Below are 22387 nucleotides of genomic sequence, written 5' to 3'. Positions count from 1 at the left end.
CCGGTGCCGCGCCGAAGTGCCGTCCGAACCATGATCGCACCCAACGGCAAACCCGCTGGTCACGGGCGCTCGAAGCCCCTCCCGGGCGTGCGCCCGGGAGGGGCGCGCGCCCATTCGTGTGCCACGAGGTGACGCACCGCCTTCTGGCGGGTATCGTCCTCTCGCTGCCTCGCATCGTCGCGTCGTCGTCACGTCGTCCGTAACGCCGTCGATCACGTCCCGGCCCGGTGCTCGGCCAGCCACCCACGACGCATCTTGCCTTCATCTGGCCGCCTGCTCCCCTTCGCGCTCTCGTTTCCTCTTCGGCCATCTCGCGGACGCACACTGTCCCCTCGCTCATCCCGCCGGACCGGTCCGTCGACCCGTGTCCGTTCCGGCACCGCGCTGCCCGCCTCCGGGCCGCCGCCCCCACCCCGCTCGACCGGACCTCCGGCGTGCGCGGGCACGGGCGGACGGATTCCGGGGCCGGGGCGAACGTCCACGCAGCCCGAGCCGCACCCCGGCGCGGGACGCGCCCTCCGACCGATGAAGGACCGAAGGTTCCGTGCCCGTACCTGTCATCCTCACCGGCCGCACCGTGCGGCTGGAGCCCCTTGCCGCGCATCACGCCGAGGCCATCGCCGAGGCCGGCGCCGAGGACCGTACGACCTACGCCTTCACCCCCGTCCCGCACGGCCTGGAAGCCGCCCGCGACTACATCGCGCGCGCCCTCGCCGACCAGGCCGCGGGCCGGGCACTGCCGTTCGCGACGGTGAACCTCGCGGACGGCCGGGTGGTCGGCTCCACCCGGTTCCTCGAACTCGACTACTGGCAGGGCCCGGTCGTCTGGCCGCCGGTGCCCGGCGTGCCGTTCGGCGATCCGGCCACGGCCGTCCCGGACGCCGCCGAGATCGGCAACACCTGGCTCTCCCCGCGTGCCCAGGGCACCGGCGTCAACGCCGAGGCGAAGCTGCTGATGCTGCGCTACGCCTTCGAGGAGTGGCGGGTGCAGCGGATCTCGATGCGCGCGGACGCCCGCAACCTGCGTTCGCGGGCCGCGATCGAGCGCCTCGGCGCGACGTCGGAGGGCGTGCGCCGAGCGCACTCGCGCGGGCTGGACGGGGTGGTGCGCTCGACCGCGTTCTACTCGATCCTCGACTCCGAGTGGCCCGCCGTGCGGGACATCATCGAGCTGCGGATCGCCGCCGCCACCTCGCCGAGCGCCCCGGAGCGCGCGATCAACCAGGAGTGCCTTAGACACGGCGGCAGCGGGCAGCTGATCACCGCCTGAGGGTCGTCGGCACCGAGCGGGGCGGCGGTCCGGAAGGGCGCCGCCCCGGGTCGGCTCAGCGCGGGTGGAAGGCCCACTCGGGCAGCGCCTCGCGGGCGGCCGTCCACGCGGCGGGGATGCCGGCGGTGCCGGTGCACGCGGCGACCACGCCACCGGTGATGGCGGCGACGGTGTCCATGTCCCCGCCCGCACCGATCGCCTCCCAGACCGCTGCCGGGTAGTCGGTGAGCCGGCGGGCCGCGCACCAGAGCGCATAGGGGACGGTGTCGACGGCGCTGGTCCGGCTGCCGTTGCCGAGCACCTCGGCGGCGACCCCCGGGTCCGGCTCGGCGAGCAGGCCGATCGCCTCGGTCAGACCGTCGTGGACGGCACCCCGCGGGGTCAGCGCGGCGACCGCCGCCAGGAAGGTGTCCGGCGTCGTGGCCCTGGTCCGCGCCCGCACCGCGTAGGCGGCGGCCACCGCGACGGCGATCGCGCCGTCCACGGCCTGCGGGTGGGTGTGGGTGATCACCGCGGTGTCCGCGGCGGGCGCCACCGCCCCGGCCGGATCGTCGGCGTACAGCGCGCCCAGCGGCGCCACCCGCATCGCGGCGCCGTTGCCGTACGAGCCCTGCCCGTCGAAGAGTCCGGCGGCCAGGGCCTTGGCGTCACCGCCTTCGCGGATCAGCCGGAGCAGGCGGTTGGCGGCGGGACCGTAGCCGCGGTCGAAGTCGTGGCGGCGGGCGAACGCGTGGGTGAGGTCGACGGTGTCGAGGGCGCCGCGCTCGGTTCGGGCCGCGTACACCGAGCAGGCCATCTCGGTGTCGTCGGTCCACGGCCAGGGGCCGGGCGGGGTGGTACGGGCGGCGAAGTGGGCCGCGGCGGTGTCGGGGACGAAGAACTGGGCGCCGAGGGCGTCGCCCACGGAGAGGCCGTTGAGCGCGTCGAGCGCCGGGCCGGTGTGAAGGGTCGTCATCGCGGCCAAGCTCACCCGGCCGGTCGGCGCCGCGTCAACCCCGTTTGCGGACGGCCCCCCGACGGGCGATGTTCCGCATACCTCCGACCCGGGCGGGAAGCACCCCGGCATGACCTGCGCGGACCTCCTCGACCCCCTGCTGCTCGGCGCCGACCAGCAGCACATCGTCACCCGGGCGCAGCTGCGCCGGCTCGGGGTGCCGTCCGGCACCATCGCCCACCGGCTGCGGCCGGGCGGGCCCTGGCAACAGGTGCTGCCACGGGTGATCTGCCTGCAGAGCGGGCGGCTGACCGCTCATCAGCGGCTGCGCGCGGCACTGGCGTACGCGGCTCCGAAGGGGCGGCCGGCGCAGCCCGGCGAGGTGCTGCTGACCGGGGAGGCGGTACTGGCCTCGGCCGGGCTGCCGACCGCCGGACACCCGGCGGACCTGGCGGGCGTCGACGTGCTGATCCCGGGCCCGCGCCGGGTCGCGGACCGGGCCTGCGTCCGGATCCACCGGGCCTGCGGGCCGATGCCGGGCGGGTTCGAGCGGGACGACGGGCTCTGGAGCGCGACGGTCGCCCGGGCCCTGGCCGACCTCGCACCCCGGGATTTCCGGGCAGCGCCGGTTCCGGGCGCTCTGCGCGGAGGCGGTCCAGCGGCGGCACTGCGATCTCGGCGAGCTGCTGGACCAGTTGCTCGCCCGGCCGGGGGCGCCGCCGCCGCACGTCGCGCAGGTGGTGGAGGAGCTGGCCGCCGGGGTGCGCTCGGTCGTCGAGGGCGAGGCCCGGGAGCTGCTGCGCGGGGCCGGCCTGCCGGAGCCGCTCTGGAATCCGGTGCTGTTCCTGGACGGACGCTTCCTCGCCGTCCCCGACGCCTACTGGCCGCAGGCCTGCGTGGCACTGGAGATCGACTCCCGGGCCTGGCACCTGCGCCCGGCCGACCACGAGCGGAGCCTGGCCCGGGCCAACCGCCTCACCGCCGCCGGCCTCCCGGTCGTCCGCGCCCCGGTCCAGTTGCGGCGGGAGCCGGAGCCGGTGCTGCGGGAGCTGCGCACCCTGCTCGCCACCGGCCCGCACGGCCCGCACGCCCGGATCGGCTGGCGCCGGGCCCGGTAGGGCGTGCACGCGGCCCGGGCCCGGTCTCAGCCCCGGTCCTGCGCGGCGCCGGCGGCCTCGGCCGCGGCCACCAGCCGCTGCAGCTCGGCGAGGTGGGCGGCCAGCGCCTTGCGGCCGGCCCTGCTCGCGGCCAGCCAGGTCCGCGGGCGCTTGCCGACGTACCCCTTCTTCACCGCCACGTAGCCGGCCTCCTCCAGGGCGGCCGCCGCCTTGCTGAGCGCCGAGTCGGAGACCTCGCAGTGGTCGCGGACGGTGCCGAACTCGGCCTCGGTGCAGGCGCTCAGGAAGGCGAGGACGGTCAGCCTGGTCGGGTGCTGGAGCAGCGGGTCGAGCGCGGCGGGCATCAGCGGACCGCCGGCATCCGGCGGATCCGGGCGTTGAGCCGGCCCGTGGCCGCCCAGAACGCCGCACCGGCCACCAGGCCGGCCACCGCGCCCATCCAGCGCGCGCCGCCGCCCGCCAGCCAGACCAGCAGCATCGCGGCCAGCGCCGCCGCGATCACCGCGAGGACGGCCAGCAGGACGGGGCGGGTGAGGCCGGGCGCCAGCCGGTGCACGATCCCGCCCTCGTTCAGGGCGATCCGGGCCAGGGCGCCGGTCAGGGCGGCGAAGAGCACCCCGAACAGCCCGCTCAGCCAGCTCACCCCGGCCCCGACGGCCTGTCCGACGGCGGTGCCGTAGACGGTGAAGGCCACCGCGAAGGCCGGGCCGTACCAGCCGGGCAGGCGACCGGGCGTCTGGGCGGCGGCCGTGGCCCGCTCGGCCAGGCGCAGCGCCTCGGCGGCGGGCAGGTCGACGGGTTCGGCGGCGTTCGCTTCGGCGGCGTTCATGGAATCCCCCTGGATGCCCGGGCGCCCACGGGCGCCCGGCGTTGTCGGTACTTCCACTATGGCATCTACTTTCCATCCTGGAAAGTACTTCCCGACCTGAAGGGCTCAGCAGCGCGCGTCGATCTCCTGGAAGGTCGCGTAGTGGTCGGCCGTCCAGTACTGCTCGCCGGTGCTGCCGGTGACGACGCGTCGGGCGCCGCGGTCGCCGGAGCCCGGGGTCACGACGGTGAACTCGTGGTAGTAGCCGGAGGCCTTGCGCGGAAGGCGGTTCTCGCGGTTCTCGAAGACGATTCCGTCGGAGCGGTAGGGATACGGGCCGCCCTTGGCGATCAGGCCGAGGGTGTCGAGGGCCTGACCGGGCAGTCCGGTGCGGCAGACGTCGGCCAGCGCGGGATCGGTGGGCACCCAGCCGCCGGCCGGGGCGGGGGTCGTGCCGGCGGGCGGGGACGGCCTGGGGGCGGAGGGCTTCGGGCTCGTGGTGGTCACGCCGGCGGAGGCGACGGAGGAGGTGGCGGCGGCCTTCGGGCGGCCCGTCCCGTCGTCCGAGAGGAGGTACCCGGCGATCGCGGCGACCGCGCAGATCAGGACGGCCACCAGGGCGAACAGGCGGTTCTTGCTGGTCATGCGCTCCAGCTTGGCAGCCCGCCGGGCCACGGCCGGCCAGCCACACACGTGGCCTCGGCCACGGCCGCGGCGCCCCTTCGGGCAGCCGGGCGGGCAGACCCGCGGGCGGGACGGCGGCCGGGCGGGCAGACCTGCGGGCAGACAGACGAGCGGGGCGGGAACGGACGCCGTTGTCCGTTCCCGCCCCGCTCGCTTTACGTACGCCGGTTCTCCTGCGCCGAGCCCCGGTGTACGCCCTCCCCGGTGGGAGGGGGTGCGGTCAGCGACCGAGTCGCGCCGACGGTGCCCCGGCCGATGCCCGGCCGGGGCACCGCACTCAGCGCGAGTCGCTGCCCGCCGTCTCGATGGCGGCGCGGCCTGCCTCCAGGCGCGCCACCGGGATCCGGAAGGGGGAGCAGGAGACGTAGTCCAGCCCCACCTCGTGGAAGAAGTGCACCGACTCCGGGTCGCCGCCGTGCTCGCCGCAGACACCGAGCTTGAGGTCGGGGCGGGTGGCCCGGCCGGCCTCGACGGCGTGCTTGACCAGCGCGCCGACGCCGTCGCGGTCGATGGTCTCGAACGGGGAGACCCCGAAGATGCCCTTCTCCAGGTAGGCCGTGAAGAAGGAGGCCTCCACGTCGTCCCGGGAGAAGCCCCAGACCGTCTGGGTGAGGTCGTTGGTGCCGAAGGAGAAGAACTCGGCGGCCTCGGCGATCTGGCCGGCCGTCAGGGCGGCGCGCGGCAGCTCGATCATGGTGCCGAGCTTGATGTCCAGCTGGACGCCGGTGGACTGGGCGACCTCGGCCAGCACGCGCTCGCACTCGTCGCGGACCAGCTCCAGCTCCTGGACGGTGCCGACCAGCGGGATCATCACCTCGGGACGCGGGTCCCCGCCGGCCAGCTTGCGCTCGGCGGCGGCCTCGGCGATGGCGCGGACCTGCATGCCGAACAGGCCGGGGATGACCAGGCCGAGGCGGACGCCGCGCAGGCCGAGCATCGGGTTCTGCTCGTGCAGCTTGTGCACCGCCTGGAGCAGGCGCAGGTCGTTCTCGTTCGGGTCCTTGCGGGCCTCGGCGAGGGCGACGCGCACCGACAGCTCGGTGATGTCGGGCAGGAACTCGTGCAGCGGCGGGTCGAGCAGGCGGACGGTGACCGGCAGCCCGTCCATCGCCTGGAAGAGCTCCAGGAAGTCGCTCTTCTGCAGCGGCAGCAGGGTCGACAGCGCGGTCTCGCGGTCCTTGTCGTTGTCCGCCAGGATCAGGTGCTCGACCTCCTTGCGGCGCTCCTCACCGAGGAACATGTGCTCGGTGCGGCAGAGGCCGATGCCCTGGGCGCCGTAGCGGCGGGCGCGGCCGCCGTCCTCGGCGTTGTCGGCGTTGGCCCGCACGGCCAGCCGGCGACGGCCGTCGGCGTGCGACATCAGCCGGTGCACGGCCTGGACCAGACCGCCCTGGACGTCGGCGCCGGCGTGCAGGGTGCCCTCGAAGTACTCGACCACCGGGGACGGGAGGACGGGTACCTCGCCCAGGTAGACCTTGCCGGTGGCGCCGTCGATGGAGACGACGTCACCCTCCTCGAGCACCAGGCCGTCGGACGTGGTCATCCGGCGGCGCTTGGTGTCGACCTCCAGCTCCTCGGCACCGCAGACACAGGTCTTGCCCATGCCGCGGGCGACCACGGCGGCGTGCGAGGTCTTGCCGCCGCGCGAGGTGAGGATGCCCTCGGCGGCGATCATGCCGTCCAGGTCGTCCGGGTTGGTCTCGCGGCGGACCAGGATGACCTTCTCGCCGGAGCGGGACCACTTGACGGCGGTGTAGGAGTCGAAGACCACCTTGCCGATCGCGGCGCCGGGCGAGGCGGCCAGGCCCCAGGCGATCTGCTTGGACTCGGCGTTCGGCGCGAAGCGCGGGAACATCAGCTGCGAGAGCTGGCCACCGGTGACCCGCATCAGGGCCTCGTCCAGGTCGATCAGGCCCTGGTCGACCAGCTGGACGGCGATCCGGAAGGCCGCGGCGGCGGTGCGCTTGCCGACCCGGGTCTGGAGCATCCAGAGCTTGCCGCGCTCGATGGTGAACTCGATGTCGCAGAGGTCGCGGTAGTGGTTCTCGAGCTTCAGCATGATCGCCATCAGCTCGTCGTACGACTTCTTGTCGAGCTGCTCCAGGTCGGAGAGCGGCAGGGTGTTGCGGATGCCGGCGACGACGTCCTCGCCCTGGGCGTTGGAGAGGTAGTCGCCGTAGACGCCGACCGCGCCCGTGGAGGGGTCACGGGTGAAGGCGACGCCGGTGCCGGAGTCCTCGCCGAGGTTGCCGAAGACCATGGAACAGACGTTGACGGCGGTGCCGAGGTCGTTCGGGATGCGCTCCTGGCGACGGTAGAGCCGCGCCCGGTCGCCGTTCCAGGAGTGGAAGACGGCGTGGATGGCGAGGTCCATCTGCTCGCGCGGGTCCTGCGGGAAGGCCCGACCGGTCTCGCGCTCGACGATGCCCTTGAACACCTCGACCAGTTCCCGGAGGTCGGAAGCGTCCAGGTCCAGGTCGTTGGTGGTGCCCTTGGCGTGCTTGGCCTCGTCCAGGGCCTCCTCGAACAGCTCGCCGTCGACGCCCAGTACGGTCTTGCCGAACATCTGGACCAGACGGCGGTAGGAGTCCCACGCGAAGCGCTCGTTGCCGGACTGCGCGACCAGACCGACCACCGAGGCGTCGGAGAGGCCGATGTTCAGGACGGTGTCCATCATGCCGGGCATGGAGAACTTGGCCCCGGAGCGCACCGAGACCAGCAGCGGGTTGTCGGCCTGGCCGAGCCGCTTGCCCATCTCCTGCTCAAGGGCGTCCAGGTGGGCGCTGATCTCCTTGTGCAGCGAGGCGGGCTCGCTGCCGGTCTCCAGGAAGACCTTGCAGGCCTCGGTGGTGATGGTGAACCCCGGAGGGACGGGGAGGCCCAGGTTGGTCATCTCGGCCAGGTTCGCGCCCTTGCCGCCAAGAAGATCCTTGAGGTCCTTGTTTCCTTCGGTGAAGGAGTAAACAAACTTCTGCTGGGACGGCACGGGTCGGTCTCCTCGCACACGGTTGCCCTGACGCCGGAGAACATACCCATTTCGAAGGCGCTTCCGCGCCGCCAATAGGCCGTACGAGGCCGGTACCCAGCGGTAACCCAATAGATCGAATGCACATAAAGGCGTTCACCTCTGTTGGTGAAATCGTCCGGATGACGCTAGCCAATGTTCAACTCTTGAACACAAGGAAACCGGAAGATCACACGAAGGGGACGGAGGGTAGCGGTCGGCGGTCCAGCGTGTTGCCCCGGCTTGATTTCCTGCACCCCGAGCACCCGATCCCGCGTCACCCCCTTCGGGAAGCGATTCCCCGCCGACCTGTCCATTTCGTCCCCTGAAGGGTCGTCAGGCCCCACGGTATGTGGCAAGCGTCACGGACGCATCTCGCCCGTCGAACGTAGTCCTCCTCCGCCGATCGTCGCACTGCGTCCGGATTCGTGCTCGTTCCGTGACATCGATGCACCAAAAAGGAGCCCTCCTGTCCAGGTTGGACAAGAGGGCTGGGACGCGGTGGCGAGGGGCTGCCGAGGGGCATTTTCGCCAGTGCGTATAGATCAACCGCCAGAGGTGTCCGATTCGGCGTCTGCACTGGGGAGAGCGCAGTCATACGGATCGTCCAACCAGCCTTCCGGCAGAACCACCCGGTTGTTGCCGCTGGTGCGCCCGCGCGGGCCGTCCGCACCGGCCGGCCAGAGCTGGGACTGCTCCACCATGGACAGGGTTTCGGCCAACTCGGCCAGCGAGGAGGAGTTGGCCAGCTTCACCCGCAGCTCGGAACCGACCGAGAAGCCCTTGGTGTACCAGGCGACGTGCTTGCGGAAGTCGATCACGCCGCGGGCCTCGTCCCCGATCCACTCCCCGAGCAGCTGCGCGTGGCGCACCATCGCCCGTGCCACGTCGGCGAAGCTCGGGCGGGCGTAATCGACCTCGCCCTCGAAGATCGAGACCAGGTCCTTGAACAGCCACGGCCGGCCGAGGCAGCCGCGCCCGACCACCACGCCGTCGCAGCCGGTCTCGCGCATCATCCGCACCGCGTCGTCCGCCGACCAGATGTCCCCGTTGCCGAGCACCGGGACGTGCGCCGGGACGGACTCGCGCAGCCGGGCGATCGCCGACCAGTCCGCCGTGCCCCCGTAGTGCTGGGCGGCGGTGCGCCCGTGCAGGGCGATGGCGGCCACGCCCTCCTCCGCGCCGATCCGGCCCGCGTCCAGATAGGTGAGGTGGTCGTCGTCGATGCCCTTGCGCATCTTCATGGTGACCGGGAGGTCCCCCGCGTTGGCCACGGCTTCGCGCAGCAGCTCGCGCAGCAGGTTGCGCTTGTACGGCAGCGCCGAGCCGCCGCCCTTGCGGGTCACCTTGGGGACGGGGCAGCCGAAGTTGAGGTCGATGTGGTCGGCCAGGCCCTCGTCGGCGATCATCCGGGCGGCCTTGCCGACCGTCACCGGGTCCACCCCGTACAGCTGGATCGAGCGCGGCTTCTCGCTCGCGTCGAACCTGATCAGCTGCATGGTCTTGGCGTTGCGCTCGACCAGGGCCCGGGTGGTGATCATCTCGCTCACGTACAGACCCTTGCCGCCGCTCTGCTCGCGGCAGAGGGTGCGGAAGGGCGCGTTGGTGATGCCGGCCATGGGCGCCAGCACGACGGGCGGCCACACCTGCATCGGGCCGATCGTCAGCGGCGCGAACTCGGTGCTGGTCGCGGACGCGGGCGCGGCGGCGGCTGCGGCTGCGGCTGCGGCTGCCGTGGCGGGCGCGGTCGCGGACGCGGACGCGGTGGTGTCGAGCGTGGCTGTCATGCGCGGCTGACCTCGTGGACGGGGGTTCGGGACTCTTCATTGTCCCCCACCGCGCGCCGGGGCCGGTCGGCGCTGCTCTCCGGGCTCCCGCCGGACCTGCCGGGGCTTGCGCCCGCCCCTCGACGGGCCTCGTCACAGGCTTCTCGACGGGCCCTCTCGACGGGCCGGTGAGCCTGCCCCGGTCAGCCCCGGTCAGCTCCCCGAGGAGACGATCCGCACCTCACCCGAAGTGGTCGTCACCCGGACGGTGTCGGGGCTGGCGGTGTCGGCCAGCTCGGGATCGATGTGGCGCTCGCCGCCGGCTCCCCCGTTGTAGTCGAAGGCGTACCGGGAGCCCTGCGGCAGGACGAGCGACACCGAGCCGGAGGTCGCGCCGACGTCCACCAGGTGCGGCGGCCGCACGAAGTCCAGGCGGATCTCCCCGGAGAAGGCCCTCGCCTCCACCCGCGCGGACCTGAGCCCGTCGGCCGTCACCTGGCCGGAGGTGGTGCGCGCGTACACCTGCCCGGAGAGCCCGGACAGCTGGATCGCCCCCGAGGTCGCGGAGAGCCGGACGTCCCCGGTCAGGTCCCGGGCCTCCATGCTGCCGGACGTCCCCCCGCCGGAGACCGAGGCCGCGGCCGGCACCTCCAGGTCGATCAGCGCGTCGCAGCCGACGTCCACGGCCGGCAGCAGCTGGTTGCAGCGCATCCGGACGGTGAGCACGTCGCCGTCGAAGACGGCCGAGACCGTGGGCTTGCGGACCGTCCAGTCCAGGTACTGCCTCATCACCACCCGCCCCGGCGCTCCGGCCCGGATCCGGACCGCCGCCGTCCCGGTGTCCAGCTCCACCCTGGTCACCGGGACCTGGTAGGTGCGCTCGGACACCGCCTTCTGCTGCACCACCATCGCCCAGGTCTGCACGGCGCCGAACACCACGACGAAGGCCAGCGCGAGCGTCCCGGTGACCTGCCAGCCACGACGTCCCCGCACGGCTACCCGACCTCCAGGAAGCGCAGCACCGCCAGCACCCGGCGGTGGCTGTTGTCGGCCGGCGGCAGATCGAGCTTGGTGAAGATCGAGTTGATGTGCTTCGCCACCGCGCTGTCACTGACCACCAGGGCGGCCGCGATCGCCGCGTTGGAGCGGCCCTCCGCCATCAGGCCGAGCACGTCCCGCTCGCGCGGGGTCAGCTTCTCCAGCGGATCCCGGTGACGGCGCACCAGCAGCTGGGCGACCACCTCCGGGTCCAGCGCCGTCCCGCCCTCGGCCACCCGCTGGAGTGCCTCGACGAAGTCGTCGACATTGGCCACCCGCTGCTTGAGCAGGTAGCCCACCCCGCTGGTGTTGGTGGCCAGCAGGTCGGCCGCGTACCGCTCCTCGACGTACTGGGAGAGCAGCAGCACCGCGACCTCCGGCCACTGCCGGCGGATCAGCAGCGCGGCCCGGACCCCCTCGTCGGTGTAGCCGGGCGGCATCCGGACGTCCGCGACCACCACCTGCGGGCGGTGCTCCTCCACTGCGGCGAGCAGCTCCTCGGCGTCCCCGACCGCGGCGGCCACCTCGAAGCCCACCGCCTCCAGGACCTTGACCAGACCGACCCTGAGCAGGACCGAGTCCTCGGCGATCACAGCGCGCACGGCAACTCCACGGTGATGGTGGTGGGCCCCCCGAGGGGGCTGAGAACGGACAGCGTGCCGTCGACCGAGGCGGCGCGCTTGCGCAGCCCGGTCAGGCCGGTGCCGCGCGCGGCGTCCGCGCCGCCGACACCGTCGTCGCTGACGACCAGGCGCAGCCGGCCGCCGGCCGTCCGCACCGAGAGGTCGACCCGGGAGGCCCGGGCGTGCTTCGCGACGTTGGTCAGCGCCTCGGAGACGGTGAAGTAGGCGACCGCCTCGACGGTCGGGGCGATCGGCTCGGTCAGGGCGACGTCGAGGCGTACCGGCAGTGGTGAGCGGGCGGCGATGCCGGACAGCGCCGCGTCCAGACCGCGGTCCTCCAGGACGGCCGGGTGCAGGCCGCGGACGAGGTCCCGCAGCTCGTCGATGGCGGCCTGGGCCTCCTCGTGCGCGTCCACGATCACCTGCAGGAACTCGGGCGGGGCGTCCTTGAGGGTGCGCCGGGCCAGGCCCAGGTTCATCGCCAGCGAGGTCAGCCGCTGCTGGGCGCCGTCGTGCAGGTCACGCTCGATCCGGCGGCGCTCGGCGTCGACGGCGTCGACCAGGCCGGCCCGGCTCTCGGCGATCTCCTCGACCCGGCGCTCCAGGGTCTCCGCCCGGCCCGGGCCGAGCAGCCGCACGGCCACCCACTCCTCCAGCCGGGCCAGCAGGGCCGTCACCCAGGGCAGTACGAAGAGCAGCAGGGCACCGGCCACGGTGACCGGGACGTCCAGCTTCACCAGCGACTCGCGCGCCGGGTTCGAGGGCGGCATCAGCCACGCCCAGCCGTAGACGGTGGCCATCGCCAGGCCCGCGCCCCAGGCGTACAGCAGCCCGAGCGCGCCGAGCGCGAGCAGCGGGCCCGCCAGCAGGTGGTGGCCGACCTGGCGCCAGCTCACCCCGGTGCGCAGCCCGGTCAACAGGCCCGCCGGGGTGCCGGCCGACCGGAGCAGCGGCGGCACCTCGACCCCGCGCAGGGTGCGCAGCCGGCCGCGCTGGGCCGCCGTCAGCAGGCGCAGACCGAGCAGGAACAGGCCGACGACCGGCAGGAAGAGCTTGGAGTAGGTGAGGGACAGCCAGATCGGCGCGGCCAGCGGGATGCCGGCGGCTATGAAGCGGGTGTCGCGCCAGACGGCGGCCGACCACGGCGGTCGCCCGGCGCTCCTGGCGAGCGCGCGGCGCAGCGGGGTGGAGGGCATGACGGACAGCGTAGGGCTCGAAGATCGACTGCCGCCATGAAGGGGAGTGGAGAGTGGGGGTGTACCTGGCTACACCCCCGGTTCGGAGCGGTGCACTACCGACAGCGGGTGCCGTCCGGCGGGAGTCTTGACGGCATGACGAGCACTCGACCGCACACCGCCACCCCGCCGTGCCGACGGCCCGCCACCGGGAACGGGAACGCCTCCGCCCCGGGGGCGCTGCCGGGCGGTGCGGTGGCGTCGCCCGGGCTGCTCGGGGTGGCGGGGTCGGTGGCATCACCGGTGCTGCGCGGGCCGCTCGGGCCGCTCGAACTGCCCGGCCCGTGGTCGGTGCGGGGTGTCCCGGCGTCCCGGGGGCGGGCGGCACTGGAGCTTTACGAGCACGGCGAGTTGCTGGACGTCGTGGTCGCGGCCCGGCTCGCCCCCCAGGTGCTGCGCGGCGCCCGGCGGTGCCCGACCCCCGGCACGCGGGGGTCGTTCGGGCTGGCCTGGGGCCGGCTCCCGCGAGGCGGCCCGGCCCCCGTCGTGGAGTTCACCGCCGGGCGGCTGCGTCGGGCCGGGCGGGCGGCCGGGGTCGTCGAGAGGCCCGAAGTCCTCACGGTGGACGGGGAGTTCTGGCTCGCCTGGGCGCACGGTCCGTTCAACGGCGTGCTGGTGGAGCACCCCGACGGCCGCGAGCGGCAGCCGCTGCAGCGGGCCCGCCGCCGCGATCGGAGCGCACGGTGAGCACCGCCCTCCTGACAGCCCGGCCGACCACGGCCGCGCGACCGGCCGCCCCGGCGCTGCCCGCCTGGGCGCCGCGGGTGCCCGCCCTGGCGGCACTGGCCCTGCTGCCCTGGCTGGCCGTGCTGGCCGCCTGCCACGAGACCGCCTGGGTCGCCCTCGACCTGGCCGAGCTGACCGCCCTGCTCGGGCTGGACGCGCTGCTGCGCCGCCGCAGCCCCGCCGCGTTCGGGGCCGCCTGCCTGGTGGCGCTGCTGCTCGCGGGCGACGCCCTGGCCGACATCGGCACCGCCGCTCCGGGCCTGCCGCTGCTCGCCGCCCTGGTGATGGCCGGCTGCGTCGAACTGCCGCTGGCCGCCCTCTGCCTGGCACTCGGCCGACGGGCGGGAGCCGGTCAGCGGCGGCGTCCGGCGCGGAGGCCGACCGCCATGACGTCCACCCGCGCCCGGGTCTCCTCGTCCGCGCCCTGGCCCTCCGCCTCGCCGACCGGCTGCTGGGCTCCTTCGCCGTCCTCCGGCTGAGCACCCGCCTCCCCCGCTCCATCGGATGAGGCCCGTTGGAATGGCGGCGGGGCCCGGCCCACCGGCCTGCACCGCCCCCGCCCCCGCCCCCGCCCCCGCCCCCGCCCCGAACTGGACCGTTCGGTGGCCGTCACCGTCGGCCGGTGGCGACCACCGGAGGACGGTTGCCGCCGGACGTCAGCTCGACCGGGTCGGCGTCATGACCCAGCTGGGCTCCCAGCTCTCCCTCTCGTCGTAGGAGAAGGACTGCACCCACCGCGGCGAGTCGGCGGTGACGTCCAGCCACTCGAAACGCAGGGTGATCGTGCGCCCGCTCACCACGTCGTCGCAGCGGAACTCGCCGCACCCGTCGACGAACCGGCCCCAGACGGGCGGGTCGAGGTGTCCCGGACGGCCGGGGCCGACCGGCGCCGGCGTTCAGTCGGGCCCGGCGACGGTCAGCCGGCACTGGCCGTCCACCGTGCAGGAGCGCTTCAGACGGCCGCGCGAGACGGTCTGGATCAGCCCGATCGTCCAGCACATCGGGCAGCCGCGCAGGGCGAGCACCCCGACCGGGAGCAGCAGCAGGGCCCCCGGCCCCACGACCGGAATGAGCGCGAACGAGCCGATCAGCGCGCCGAAGCCCAGTGCGCCGCGCGCCAGGTGCCGGGTCAGCGACGCGCTCGCGAAGTCGGGACGGTCAGTCACCGGTACCTCCAGGAGTCGGCGTGGCCCGCAGCGCACAGCGGACCGTCGTACGGGCGCGGTGCAGTCGCGACTTCATCGCGGTGCTGCTCAGGCCCAGCGCGTCGGCGACCATCCGGCCGCTGAGGCCCTGGACGTCCCGCATGACCAGGACGCGGCGCTGGTCGGCCGGGAGCGCGGCGATCGCCGCCGCCACCCGCCCGGCCTCCAGGCGTTGCAGCACCTCGTCCTCGGCCGACAGCACGCCCTCGTCCCCCACCGGCGGAAGCTCGCGCCGCAGCATCCGCGCGCGGCGCAGGCACTCGTTGCGGACGATGCGGAACATCCACGACGCCAGCGCACCGGACGCCCGCAGCATCCCGATCTTGCGGTAGAGGATGATCAGCGCCTCCTGCGCCGCGTCCTCGGCGTCCTCCGGCGACGCGCACAACGACCGGGCGAACCGCCGCACATGCGGGTGCGCCCCCGACACCAGCGCGGCGAGCGAGTCGACGTCCCCGGCCTGCGCCGCCACGACCAGCTGCTCCCCCGGCCAGGCGGCGGACTCAACCACGTCGCCGCCCCCGCTTCCTCAGCACGACCACGCTGCAGGTGCACAGGAGCACCACGGTGACGGCGACGGCGATTCCGATGATCACGACTACCTCCCGATCCGGTCCGACCTGTTCGTCGGAACATTCATAGGAGACCCGCCCCCGCGAAAAGGATTCGGCCCCGGCGCCGTCGGAACACACACTGGGCTTCTCCGGCCGACCGGGCGTGCCGACGCCGCGGGGTAGGCCTGTGCGGCGGGCGAGCACATGGTGCCGCTCGTGCCGGACCTGTCGGGTCGGGTCGTGCGAGCCGGCCGCGGGGCGGGGTGGCACGATCGTGGGATGGCACATATCGGACTGACCACCGTGCTCGTACGGGACTACGACGAGGCGATCTCCTTCTACGTGGACGCCGTCGGCTTCGAGCTGCGCGAGGACGCACCGCGTGAGGGCGGCGGACGCTGGGTGGTGGTGGCGCCGCGCGGGTCGACGGAGACCGGGCTGTTGCTGGCACGCCCGTCGAAGCCGGAGCAGACGGCGCGGATCGGGGACCAGACCGGCGGACGGGTCGGGCTGTTCCTCAACACCGAGGACTTCGAGCGCGACCACCGCCGGATGACCGCCGCCGGGGTCCGCTTCCTGGAGGAGCCGAGGCACGAACCGTACGGCACGGTGGCGGTGTTCGAGGATCTGTACGGCAACCGCTGGGACCTGCTCCAGCTCCGCTGAGCCGTACCGACCGGGCCCGTCGGAGCCCCCGGCGAGGGGGTCCGACGGGCCCCGGCGGGCTACTGCGCCGCGGGCCGGCCGCCGCCGAGGAGGAAGGTGCTCACCGCGGCGGCGACGGCCGCCGGGTCCTTCTCGTAGCCGAAGTGGTCGAGCTTGGGGAAGCGGACCAGTTCGGAGGTGGTGATGACCTCGCGGAGGCGGACGGCCGCGCGGCCCGCCCCCGTCGTGGCCTCGTCCTTGCCGGCCATCAGCAGGACGGGAGCGGTGAGCCCGGCGTACTTCGGGTAGTCGTTGTCCAGCCGGGCCGCCTCGGCGTGCTCGCGGATCGTGCCCCCGAGCAGGGCGTGCTTGCGCAGCCGCTCCGGCTCCTTCATGACGAACCGGAGGATGATCCGCAGCAGCCAGCGCGGCGCCTTGCCGGAGGTCTCCGGATTGATCCCGCGGACGAAGGTCAGGAAGGCCTCGGCGTCCTTGCCCTGCGCCAGCAGCCGTTCGGTCTCGGGGGCCCAGCCCATCGGGACGGAGCCGTCGATGGAGACCCCGGGCTCGTAGAGGGCGATCCGGTCGAAGGCGGATCCGCGCAGGGCGGATTCCAGGGTGAGGAAGGCGCCGAAGCTGTGAGCGAAGACCAGGCGCGCACCGGTCGCGGCCCGCACCGCCTCGATGTCGGCGCACTCGGCGTCGACGCCGTAGCCGTCGCCCTGCGGACCGCTGGCACCGCGGCCGCGCCGCTCGATGGTGTGCACGGTGAAGTGCCGGGCGAGTTCGGCGGCGACTCCGTCGAACTCCTCGGCCACGGACAGCGCCCCGGGTACGACGAGCAGCGCGGGGCCGCCCGATCCCACGCTGCGGTAACCGATGACCGTGCCGTCCGCCGAGTGCACCGACCCGACGGAGAATCTTGCCGCCGTGACCTGCGCTGTCATGCTTCCCCCTGATTGATGATCAATTCCGCCTGTGCGGCCGCGTTTGCGGGACGGCCTGCACCGCGACCCGCAATCGAACAGCTGCACAGAATACAGATTTCAACCACCCCGGCGGCGGCCCGTCCGGCGCCGCCCTCCGCGAAGGCCGTCCGGCCGCCTCGCCAGCTGGGCAGCCGGGCTGCGGACGGGCCTCACCAGGCCACCCGCCCGGGCCGGCGCAGGACCCTCGCCGTCCCCCACCCGTGCGTGGGCGGCGGCGGCTCGTCGGCCACCACCTCGACCGCGTACTCGAACCAGACCACCTTGCCCGCGCCCTGCCGGTGCCAGCCCCAGGCGCTCGCCAGCGCCTCCACCAGCAGCAGGCCACGCCCCCTGGTGGCTTCCCCGTCCTCCTCCGGCTCCGAGCGGGCCAGCAGGGCAGAGGCGTCCGCGACCTCGACCCGCAGCCGCTCCCCACGCCACCGCACGCTGACCGAGCACCCGCCGCCCGTGTGCTCCACCGCATTGGCGATCACCTCGCCGGCGCACAACTCCACGTCCTCCAGGGCCTCCTCCGACAACGGCACACCCCACTCCCGGAGGACCGCCACGACCGATCGCCGCGCCCGCGGCACCGCGGCCGCATCGGGCGGCACGTCCCACTCACAGGGCACCTGGAATCTCGCATTGCCGAGAGGACTGCTGGTCACCGGTCTGCTCCGTCCCACCACAGGGGTCACATCGGGTACGCCCGGTCGGTAAGTCGTACGGACCACGGCCCCGACCACCCGTTGGGCTGACATCAAGTCAACGGGGGTACACAGGAGAGGAGAACAAGCCATGCTGGTCCGGGGGTTGAATCGGTTGAACGAAGGAGACGGGGATCGTGATGGCGCAACGACCGCGTACGCCGAACACCGCGTTGGCCGCGCTCATGCAGGAGACCGCCTGGGGCAACGACCGGCTCGCCCGTGCGGTCAACCGGACCGGGAGCGAGGCGGGTCTGCGACTGACCTACGACAAGTCGTCGGTCTCGCACTGGCTCGCCGGCGTCCAGCCGCGGGCCGAGGTCCGCGAGGTCGTGCGGGAGACGTTCGCACGCCGCCTCGGGCGTCCGGTCACCCCTGAGGAGACGGGCTTCGAGGCCGCCCCCGAGCCGGCCGGCGACCGGTGCGCGCCGGCCGACCTGATGTCGATCGGCCGGGCCGACATGGACCCGTCCCGGCGGAGCGTGCTCGCGGCCGGGCTGTACTCCGCCGCGCTGAGCCTGCCGGTGTTCGACGACAGCGCCGAGCGGATCAGTCGGGCGTCGGCGGGCCCGACCGTGCGCGTCGGACAGGGCGAGGTCGAGACCGTCCGGAACATGACCGACCGGATCGCCGGGATCCTCGACGAACTCGGCGCGGCGCACGCCCGCCCGATGGCCGCCGCGTTCCTGGTCAACTCCGTGGGGCCGTGGCTCCAGGCGTCCGGCACCGCCGAGGTGAAGGCCGACCTGCTCTCGGCCGCGGCCGACCTCACCTACCTGACCGGGTGGATGGCCATGTACGAGACCGCCCACGGGCTCGGTCAGAAGTACTACGTCGAGGCCCTCAAGCTCGCCCGCGACGCCCAGGACCACGTGACCTACTGCCGCACCCTCCGCGGCATGGCCCTCCAGGCCGCCAGCCTCGGCCACGGCCCGAAGGCACTGGAACTGGCCGACTCGGCCGCCGAGGCCGCGCCCGCTTCGGGCCCCCGGCTGCGCGCGTTCCTCGCCGGCCAGCAGGCCCACGGCGCGGCCATGGTGAAGGACCGGCGGCAGGCCTTCGCCCGGCTGAACGAGACGGAGACGGCTCTCGCCCTCGCGGACGGGCGCAACGACGCGGTCGGGGGCTACGACCAGGCCGCCTACCACTTCCACGTCTCCCACGTCCTGTACGAACTCGGCGACCTCCCAGGGGCGATCAAGGAACTCCAGCTCTCGAACCGGGCCCGGCCCGTGAACGAGAAGCAGGGCCGGGCGCACGCCAACGGCCTGCTCGCGCGCCGCCAGATGGAGCTGGGTCACGTGGAGGCCGCCTGCGCGACGTGGAACACCTTCCTGGACGACTACGTCACGCTGAGCTCCGTCCGCGGCGACGAACACTTCCGGGCCCTCTCCACCACCGTGGCCGCCCGCCCGGACACACCCGTCGTCCGCCAACTCCAGCAGCGCACCCGCGACGTGGCCCTCAGGAAGGCCGCGGCCTGACGGGCCCGGCCAGGAGCCTCAGGACTCGGACCACTCGGACCACCGCAGGCGGGTCACGAGGGCGGTGGAGAAGAGCGCCCACCAGGCGAGGCGCCCGACGGTCGACCGGTCGACCGGTCGACGCCCACCAGTAGGGCGGGACCGACCGCGAGGCCGCCGAGGGCGGTGAAGACGACGCCGGCACGGGCCAGTTCAGCCCTGACCGGCGAGTTCTTCCTGCCGCTCATGACGGAGCCCCTTCCGGAGGAGTTCGACGAGGCGGACGATCACGTCCGGACGGACGGCGCCGAGATCGATCCGGTAGTCGCCCGTCGCCCTGCCCGCCTGCCAGTCGATCCCGACAGACGGCAGCGCGACGCCGCCCAGAGCGAGGACGGCCCGGAGGTCGTCGAGCGCATCGGCGGCCGCTCGGCGCTGCTCGACCGTCGCGCGGGTGAGAGAGGATCCCATCACGCCACCCGCCCGATTCGGTGGAGACCCTTCGTCGTCCCCCACCCGTGCGTGGGGGACGACCACTCGTCTGCCACCGACCCGATCGGGAACTCGAACCAGACCACCTTGCCCGCGCCCTGCCGGTGCCAGCCCCAGGCGCTCGCCAACGCCTCCACCAGCAACAGGCCACGCCCATTCGTGGCCTCCTCCTCCGGCGTCGAGCGCGCCAGCGAGGCGCCGGCATCCGCGACCTCGACCCGCAGCCGCTCCCCACGCCACTCCACGCTCGCCGCACAGCGACCACCCGTGTGCTCCACCGCATTGGCGATCACCTCGCCCGCGCACAACTCCACCTCCCCCGAAGCATCGCCCGACAACGGCACACCCCACTCCCGGAGGATCGTCACCACCAATCGCCGCGCCTCGGGCACTGCGGCCGCGTCGGGCGGTACGTCCCACGTCAGCGGAACGGGAAACCGCGCCATGGTCAGTGGGCTGGCGATTCGGGTCGACTCCATTGCATCTCCGTCACTGGAGCATGGAGTCCGGAAGGAGTACAGCCGCTCCCACGATGCTCCACGGGCCACAGCTGCCCACGGGAACGTGGGCAGAACGGCGGGAGAACCACCATCACTCTTGGTGATCGATCCGTTACACGTGAAGCTACTCGCAGAGATTCTGTGAGTCAAGAAGTGATGCGACTCACAGATACTCAGCGAGCCATGCAACACTTGCCCCAACCTCAAAGGGAGTTGGCACCATGGGATTCGGACTCGTTGTTCGCTTCACCACCCATGACGCGGCATCGGCCCGCGCCTTCGACGGGCTGGCAGAGGAGGCCCTGAAAGGAATCCGCACCCAGGAACCGGGCACTCTCGTCTACGTCAATCACTCGGTGCCGGACGAGCCCAATGTCCGGGTGTTCTACGAGCTCTACGCGGACCGCGCGGCGTTCGAGGAGCACGAGCGCCAGCCGCACGTCCAGCGCTTCCTGAGCGAACGCGCCCAGCACCTCGCCTCGTTCGAGGTCACCTTCCTGGACGAGATCTCCGGCAAGGGCACGCCCGACAGGCAGGCCGAGCAGTGATGCCTGAAGACCGTCGCACTTTCGGCGCCCGGGTAGCCCAGCTCCGCAAGCAACGTGGCATGAACCAGGAGCAGTTGGCGGCCGCGATCAACCGGACCGCCAGTTGGGTCTCGCAGGTTGAGCGAGGCGTCCAGCCGGTGGTCCGCCTCGACGTCCTCCACCTCCTTGCCGAGGGGCTCGGCATCTCGATCCAGACCCTCCGGCCCGACGCACCGCTCACCGCAACTCTCCCGTCGGCACACGAGGCAGCACCCAACGATCTGGATCTGACACGGCTCCTGCTGTCGGGACACCCCGCTCTGGAGACGCTGTTCAACGATGCCCCTCGCGCCGATGCGGTCGACCTCGGCGAACTCGGCAACGCGGTGGACGAGATCTGGCAGCTGACGCATGCGGCACGGTTCGCCGACCTGAACACCGCCGTGAACGTCCTCCTGCCACAGCTGGAACTCGCCTCACGGACCACCGCACCCGAGGACCGTCCTGCCCTCCACCTTCTGCTCAGCCGGACCTACCAGGCGTTGGCCGCGGCCTTCGCGCGCCAGGGCGAGGACGACGCGGCCTGGGTCGCCGCCGACCGGGCCGTCCGGGCGGCCGAACAGTCCACCCAGCCGTTGCAGGTGTTCGCGAGTGTCTACCGCCTGGCGCACGCCTTCGTCCGATTGAGGCGAATCGATCAGGCCGAGCATGCGGCGGTCGCCGCAGTGGCAGTCCTGCAGAGGCGGACCTCGACCAAGAACCCGGCGCCCGAGGCCCTTTCGATCCTCGGGTCATTGCACCTCGTGCTCGCCCTGGCCGCCGCCCGAGCCGGTCGGCGCGAACAGGCGAGGAAGGAACTGGCCGACGCACGCGAGATCGCGGCCCGGCTCGGCACTGACCGCAACGACTTCAACCTGGAGTTCGGGCCGACCAATGTGGAGATCCAGGCCGTCTCGACCGCCGTCGAACTCGGTGACGCCGGGGAGGCGCTCGACCTGGGCGCCCGCATCGACTCCAGCCGGCTCTCTCCGGAACGCAGATCGCGCCTCCTGATCGATCTCGGCAGGGCTCACGCCCAGCGAAGGCACCCGGGCGAGGCGCTGAACTGTCTCCTGCAAGCCGAAGAACTCGTTCCCGAAGCCGTGCACTCCCACGTCGCAGCACGCGCGACGATCCGCGAGCTTGTCCTCATCGCCGGCCGGAGTGCGCCGACCGAGCTTCTCCAACTGGCCGAGCGTGCGAACGCCCTTGGATAGTCCCGAGTCGTGGGGCGGGCCGCCGGCGGCCCACCCCACGACATTGTCGTGCCGGCGCGGACCCGGGCATGACCTCGAGTACCGCTCAGGCCGCCGGAGGAGGACTGTCCTCGTACATCCGGATTTGCCGTTCACGCTGTGCCGAGGCCTTCGCTCCGATGAAAGCCCCTGGAAATAATGCTGATATGACGACCACACAAGAAGATCTATGCTGAGCGCGTTCACGATCTATCCCCGGGTTCTCCGCTCAAGAAGCAGGTCTACTTGATGAAGTTGCCCAAGGTGTCCGCCGTCATCGCTGCGGCTGCGCTTGCGCCCACCGTGCTGTTCCCGTCGATGGCCTCCGCCGCCGAGCCGCCGGCTCCGATCGGGGTCTCCGGTCCGGACACGGCGTCCGACGCCGCAGGGGACCACGACACCCAGGAGGCGCTGGACCGCGCCGAGATCCAGCGGATCCTGGCCGACAAGTCAACCGGCCGGGGCGTCCGCGAGGCCGCCGAGAAGGCCCTCGCCGGCACCGCCGCCGACCTGCGCCACTTCCTCACCGTCGAACTCGACAAGCAGCGCCAGGACGACGACCGGGTCGAGGTCAGCAAGCTCATCGCCACCGGCGGCCCCGCCGTCAAGAAGGCCGCCGCTGCCGCGCTCAGCGGCACCTACGCGGACCTCGTCACGTTCCTCAAGGAGGGCCAGTTCACGGCCCGCGCCGAGGACGACGACCGCGCCGAGATCGAGCGCATCCTCGCCGACAAGTCGACCGGCCGCGGTGTCCGCGAGGCCGCCGAGAAGGCCCTCGCCGGCACCGCCGCCGACCTGCGCCACTTCCTCACCGTCGAACTCGACAAGCAGCGCCAGGACGACGAC

General features: G+C 73.0%; 25 protein-coding genes. 9 read left to right on the top strand and 16 right to left on the bottom strand.

The genetic code is table 11. The annotated features are described in order from the left end of the window. Window positions 1–544 precede the first annotated feature (544 nt). On the top strand, window positions 545–1270 hold the full coding sequence (locus tag ACFVYI_RS22045; RefSeq protein ID WP_387888136.1) for a GNAT family N-acetyltransferase: 726 nt from the start codon (window positions 545–547) through the stop codon (window positions 1268–1270). A 55-nt stretch (window positions 1271–1325) separates the two neighbouring features. Here the strand turns inward: ACFVYI_RS22045 and ACFVYI_RS22040 are convergent, their stop codons facing one another. Next, window positions 1326–2225: an ADP-ribosylglycohydrolase family protein gene (locus ACFVYI_RS22040; RefSeq protein ID WP_387888134.1), complete on the bottom strand. Its 900-nt coding sequence runs from the start codon at window positions 2223–2225 to the stop codon at window positions 1326–1328. Between the two features lie 674 nt (window positions 2226–2899). Between ACFVYI_RS22040 and ACFVYI_RS22035 the strand changes: the two genes are divergently transcribed. Continuing rightward, window positions 2900–3322 carry a hypothetical protein gene (locus tag ACFVYI_RS22035; RefSeq protein ID WP_387888131.1) on the top strand — a complete coding sequence of 141 codons (423 nt, stop codon included), beginning with the start codon at window positions 2900–2902 and terminating at the stop codon, window positions 3320–3322. Window positions 3323–3348: 26 nt separating this feature from the next. On the opposite strand, the gene ACFVYI_RS22030 is transcribed toward ACFVYI_RS22035, so the two are convergent. The 8 genes from ACFVYI_RS22030 to ACFVYI_RS21995 form a co-directional block, all read right to left on the bottom strand. Continuing rightward, a complete protein-coding gene (locus ACFVYI_RS22030) occupies window positions 3349–3666 on the bottom strand; it encodes a transcriptional regulator (protein ID WP_387888128.1) in 318 nt (105 codons plus the stop codon). After that, complete coding sequence (locus ACFVYI_RS22025) at window positions 3666–4151, bottom strand: hypothetical protein (RefSeq protein WP_387888126.1); 486 nt, start codon at window positions 4149–4151, stop codon at window positions 3666–3668. The genes ACFVYI_RS22030 and ACFVYI_RS22025 overlap by 1 nt, the downstream gene beginning before the upstream one ends. Window positions 4152–4256: 105 nt before the next feature. Beyond that, the gene (locus tag ACFVYI_RS22020; RefSeq protein WP_387888124.1) at window positions 4257–4775 is read right to left on the bottom strand and encodes a ribonuclease domain-containing protein; all 519 of its coding nucleotides are present in this window, start codon (window positions 4773–4775) and stop codon (window positions 4257–4259) included. Window positions 4776–5091: 316 nt separating this feature from the next. Further along, window positions 5092–7800, bottom strand: a complete 2709-nt coding sequence (gene ppdK / locus ACFVYI_RS22015; protein WP_387888123.1) for a pyruvate, phosphate dikinase — start codon at window positions 7798–7800, stop codon at window positions 5092–5094. Window positions 7801–8363: 563 nt separating this feature from the next. Beyond that, entirely contained in the window at window positions 8364–9470 is a 1107-nt protein-coding gene (gene dusB, locus ACFVYI_RS22010) for a tRNA dihydrouridine synthase DusB (protein ID WP_387888180.1), read from the bottom strand. A gap of 327 nt (window positions 9471–9797) precedes the next feature. Beyond that, window positions 9798–10577, bottom strand: a complete 780-nt coding sequence (locus tag ACFVYI_RS22005; protein ID WP_387888120.1) for a DUF4097 family beta strand repeat-containing protein — start codon at window positions 10575–10577, stop codon at window positions 9798–9800. Between the two features lie 2 nt (window positions 10578–10579). Continuing rightward, window positions 10580–11224 (bottom strand): response regulator, encoded by a 645-nt coding sequence (locus ACFVYI_RS22000; RefSeq protein WP_387888117.1) that lies wholly within the window; start codon window positions 11222–11224, stop codon window positions 10580–10582. Continuing rightward, entirely contained in the window at window positions 11212–12441 is a 1230-nt protein-coding gene (locus ACFVYI_RS21995; protein ID WP_387888114.1) for a histidine kinase, read from the bottom strand. The genes ACFVYI_RS22000 and ACFVYI_RS21995 overlap by 13 nt, the downstream gene beginning before the upstream one ends. 135 nt (window positions 12442–12576) lie before the next feature. On the opposite strand from ACFVYI_RS21995, the gene ACFVYI_RS21990 reads away from it, so the two are divergent. Together ACFVYI_RS21990 and ACFVYI_RS21985 are read left to right on the top strand one after the other, a co-directional pair. Then, window positions 12577–13167 (top strand): hypothetical protein, encoded by a 591-nt coding sequence (locus ACFVYI_RS21990; RefSeq protein WP_387888112.1) that lies wholly within the window; start codon window positions 12577–12579, stop codon window positions 13165–13167. Continuing rightward, window positions 13164–13685, top strand: coding sequence for a hypothetical protein (locus tag ACFVYI_RS21985; protein WP_387888110.1), 522 nt, complete (start codon window positions 13164–13166; stop codon window positions 13683–13685). Before ACFVYI_RS21990 ends, ACFVYI_RS21985 begins: the two co-directional genes overlap by 4 nt. 177 nt (window positions 13686–13862) lie before the next feature. Here the strand turns inward: ACFVYI_RS21985 and ACFVYI_RS21980 are convergent, their stop codons facing one another. The 3 genes from ACFVYI_RS21980 to ACFVYI_RS21970 all read right to left on the bottom strand — a co-directional run bounded on the left by ACFVYI_RS21980 (window position 13863) and on the right by ACFVYI_RS21970 (window position 14922). Then, on the bottom strand, window positions 13863–14003 hold the full coding sequence (locus tag ACFVYI_RS21980) for a hypothetical protein (protein WP_387888108.1): 141 nt from the start codon (window positions 14001–14003) through the stop codon (window positions 13863–13865). Between the two features lie 99 nt (window positions 14004–14102). After that, complete coding sequence (locus tag ACFVYI_RS21975) at window positions 14103–14372, bottom strand: hypothetical protein (protein ID WP_387888106.1); 270 nt, start codon at window positions 14370–14372, stop codon at window positions 14103–14105. After that, on the bottom strand, window positions 14365–14922 hold the full coding sequence (locus ACFVYI_RS21970) for an RNA polymerase sigma factor (protein WP_387888103.1): 558 nt from the start codon (window positions 14920–14922) through the stop codon (window positions 14365–14367). Before ACFVYI_RS21970 ends, ACFVYI_RS21975 begins: the two co-directional genes overlap by 8 nt. A gap of 322 nt (window positions 14923–15244) precedes the next feature. Here ACFVYI_RS21970 and ACFVYI_RS21965 point away from each other — a divergent pair, with 322 nt between their 5' ends. Continuing rightward, window positions 15245–15631: a VOC family protein gene (locus ACFVYI_RS21965; RefSeq protein ID WP_387888101.1), complete on the top strand. Its 387-nt coding sequence runs from the start codon at window positions 15245–15247 to the stop codon at window positions 15629–15631. 59 nt (window positions 15632–15690) lie between these two features. Here the strand turns inward: ACFVYI_RS21965 and ACFVYI_RS21960 are convergent, their stop codons facing one another. Further along, window positions 15691–16557: an alpha/beta fold hydrolase gene (locus tag ACFVYI_RS21960; protein WP_387888099.1), complete on the bottom strand. Its 867-nt coding sequence runs from the start codon at window positions 16555–16557 to the stop codon at window positions 15691–15693. Window positions 16558–16748: 191 nt separating this feature from the next. Continuing rightward, entirely contained in the window at window positions 16749–17246 is a 498-nt protein-coding gene (locus tag ACFVYI_RS21955) for an ATP-binding protein (protein ID WP_387888096.1), read from the bottom strand. Between the two features lie 179 nt (window positions 17247–17425). Between ACFVYI_RS21955 and ACFVYI_RS21950 the strand changes: the two genes are divergently transcribed. Next, window positions 17426–18769 carry a hypothetical protein gene (locus ACFVYI_RS21950; RefSeq protein ID WP_387888093.1) on the top strand — a complete coding sequence of 448 codons (1344 nt, stop codon included), beginning with the start codon at window positions 17426–17428 and terminating at the stop codon, window positions 18767–18769. Window positions 18770–18961: 192 nt separating this feature from the next. Here the strand turns inward: ACFVYI_RS21950 and ACFVYI_RS21945 are convergent, their stop codons facing one another. Both ACFVYI_RS21945 and ACFVYI_RS21940 read right to left on the bottom strand, forming a co-directional pair. Further along, window positions 18962–19219 carry a hypothetical protein gene (locus tag ACFVYI_RS21945; protein WP_387888091.1) on the bottom strand — a complete coding sequence of 86 codons (258 nt, stop codon included), beginning with the start codon at window positions 19217–19219 and terminating at the stop codon, window positions 18962–18964. Continuing rightward, a complete protein-coding gene (locus tag ACFVYI_RS21940) occupies window positions 19219–19719 on the bottom strand; it encodes an ATP-binding protein (protein WP_387888089.1) in 501 nt (166 codons plus the stop codon). The genes ACFVYI_RS21945 and ACFVYI_RS21940 overlap by 1 nt, the downstream gene beginning before the upstream one ends. Window positions 19720–19961: 242 nt before the next feature. On the opposite strand from ACFVYI_RS21940, the gene ACFVYI_RS21935 reads away from it, so the two are divergent. From ACFVYI_RS21935 to ACFVYI_RS21925, 3 genes are all read left to right on the top strand, one after another. Next, window positions 19962–20288 (top strand): putative quinol monooxygenase, encoded by a 327-nt coding sequence (locus ACFVYI_RS21935; protein WP_387888086.1) that lies wholly within the window; start codon window positions 19962–19964, stop codon window positions 20286–20288. After that, window positions 20288–21523, top strand: coding sequence for a helix-turn-helix domain-containing protein (locus ACFVYI_RS21930; RefSeq protein ID WP_387888083.1), 1236 nt, complete (start codon window positions 20288–20290; stop codon window positions 21521–21523). The genes ACFVYI_RS21935 and ACFVYI_RS21930 overlap by 1 nt, the downstream gene beginning before the upstream one ends. Window positions 21524–21790: 267 nt before the next feature. Beyond that, window positions 21791–22387: ALF repeat-containing protein (locus tag ACFVYI_RS21925; protein WP_387888081.1), on the top strand; the 597-nt coding region annotated here is incomplete at its 3' end.

The sequence above is a fragment of the Kitasatospora sp. NPDC058218 genome (assembly GCF_042882445.1).
GTDB lineage: Bacteria > Actinomycetota > Actinomycetes > Streptomycetales > Streptomycetaceae > Kitasatospora.
The sequence above is the reverse complement of the archived record's forward strand: the minus strand, read 5'-3'. Positions and strand labels throughout refer to the sequence as shown.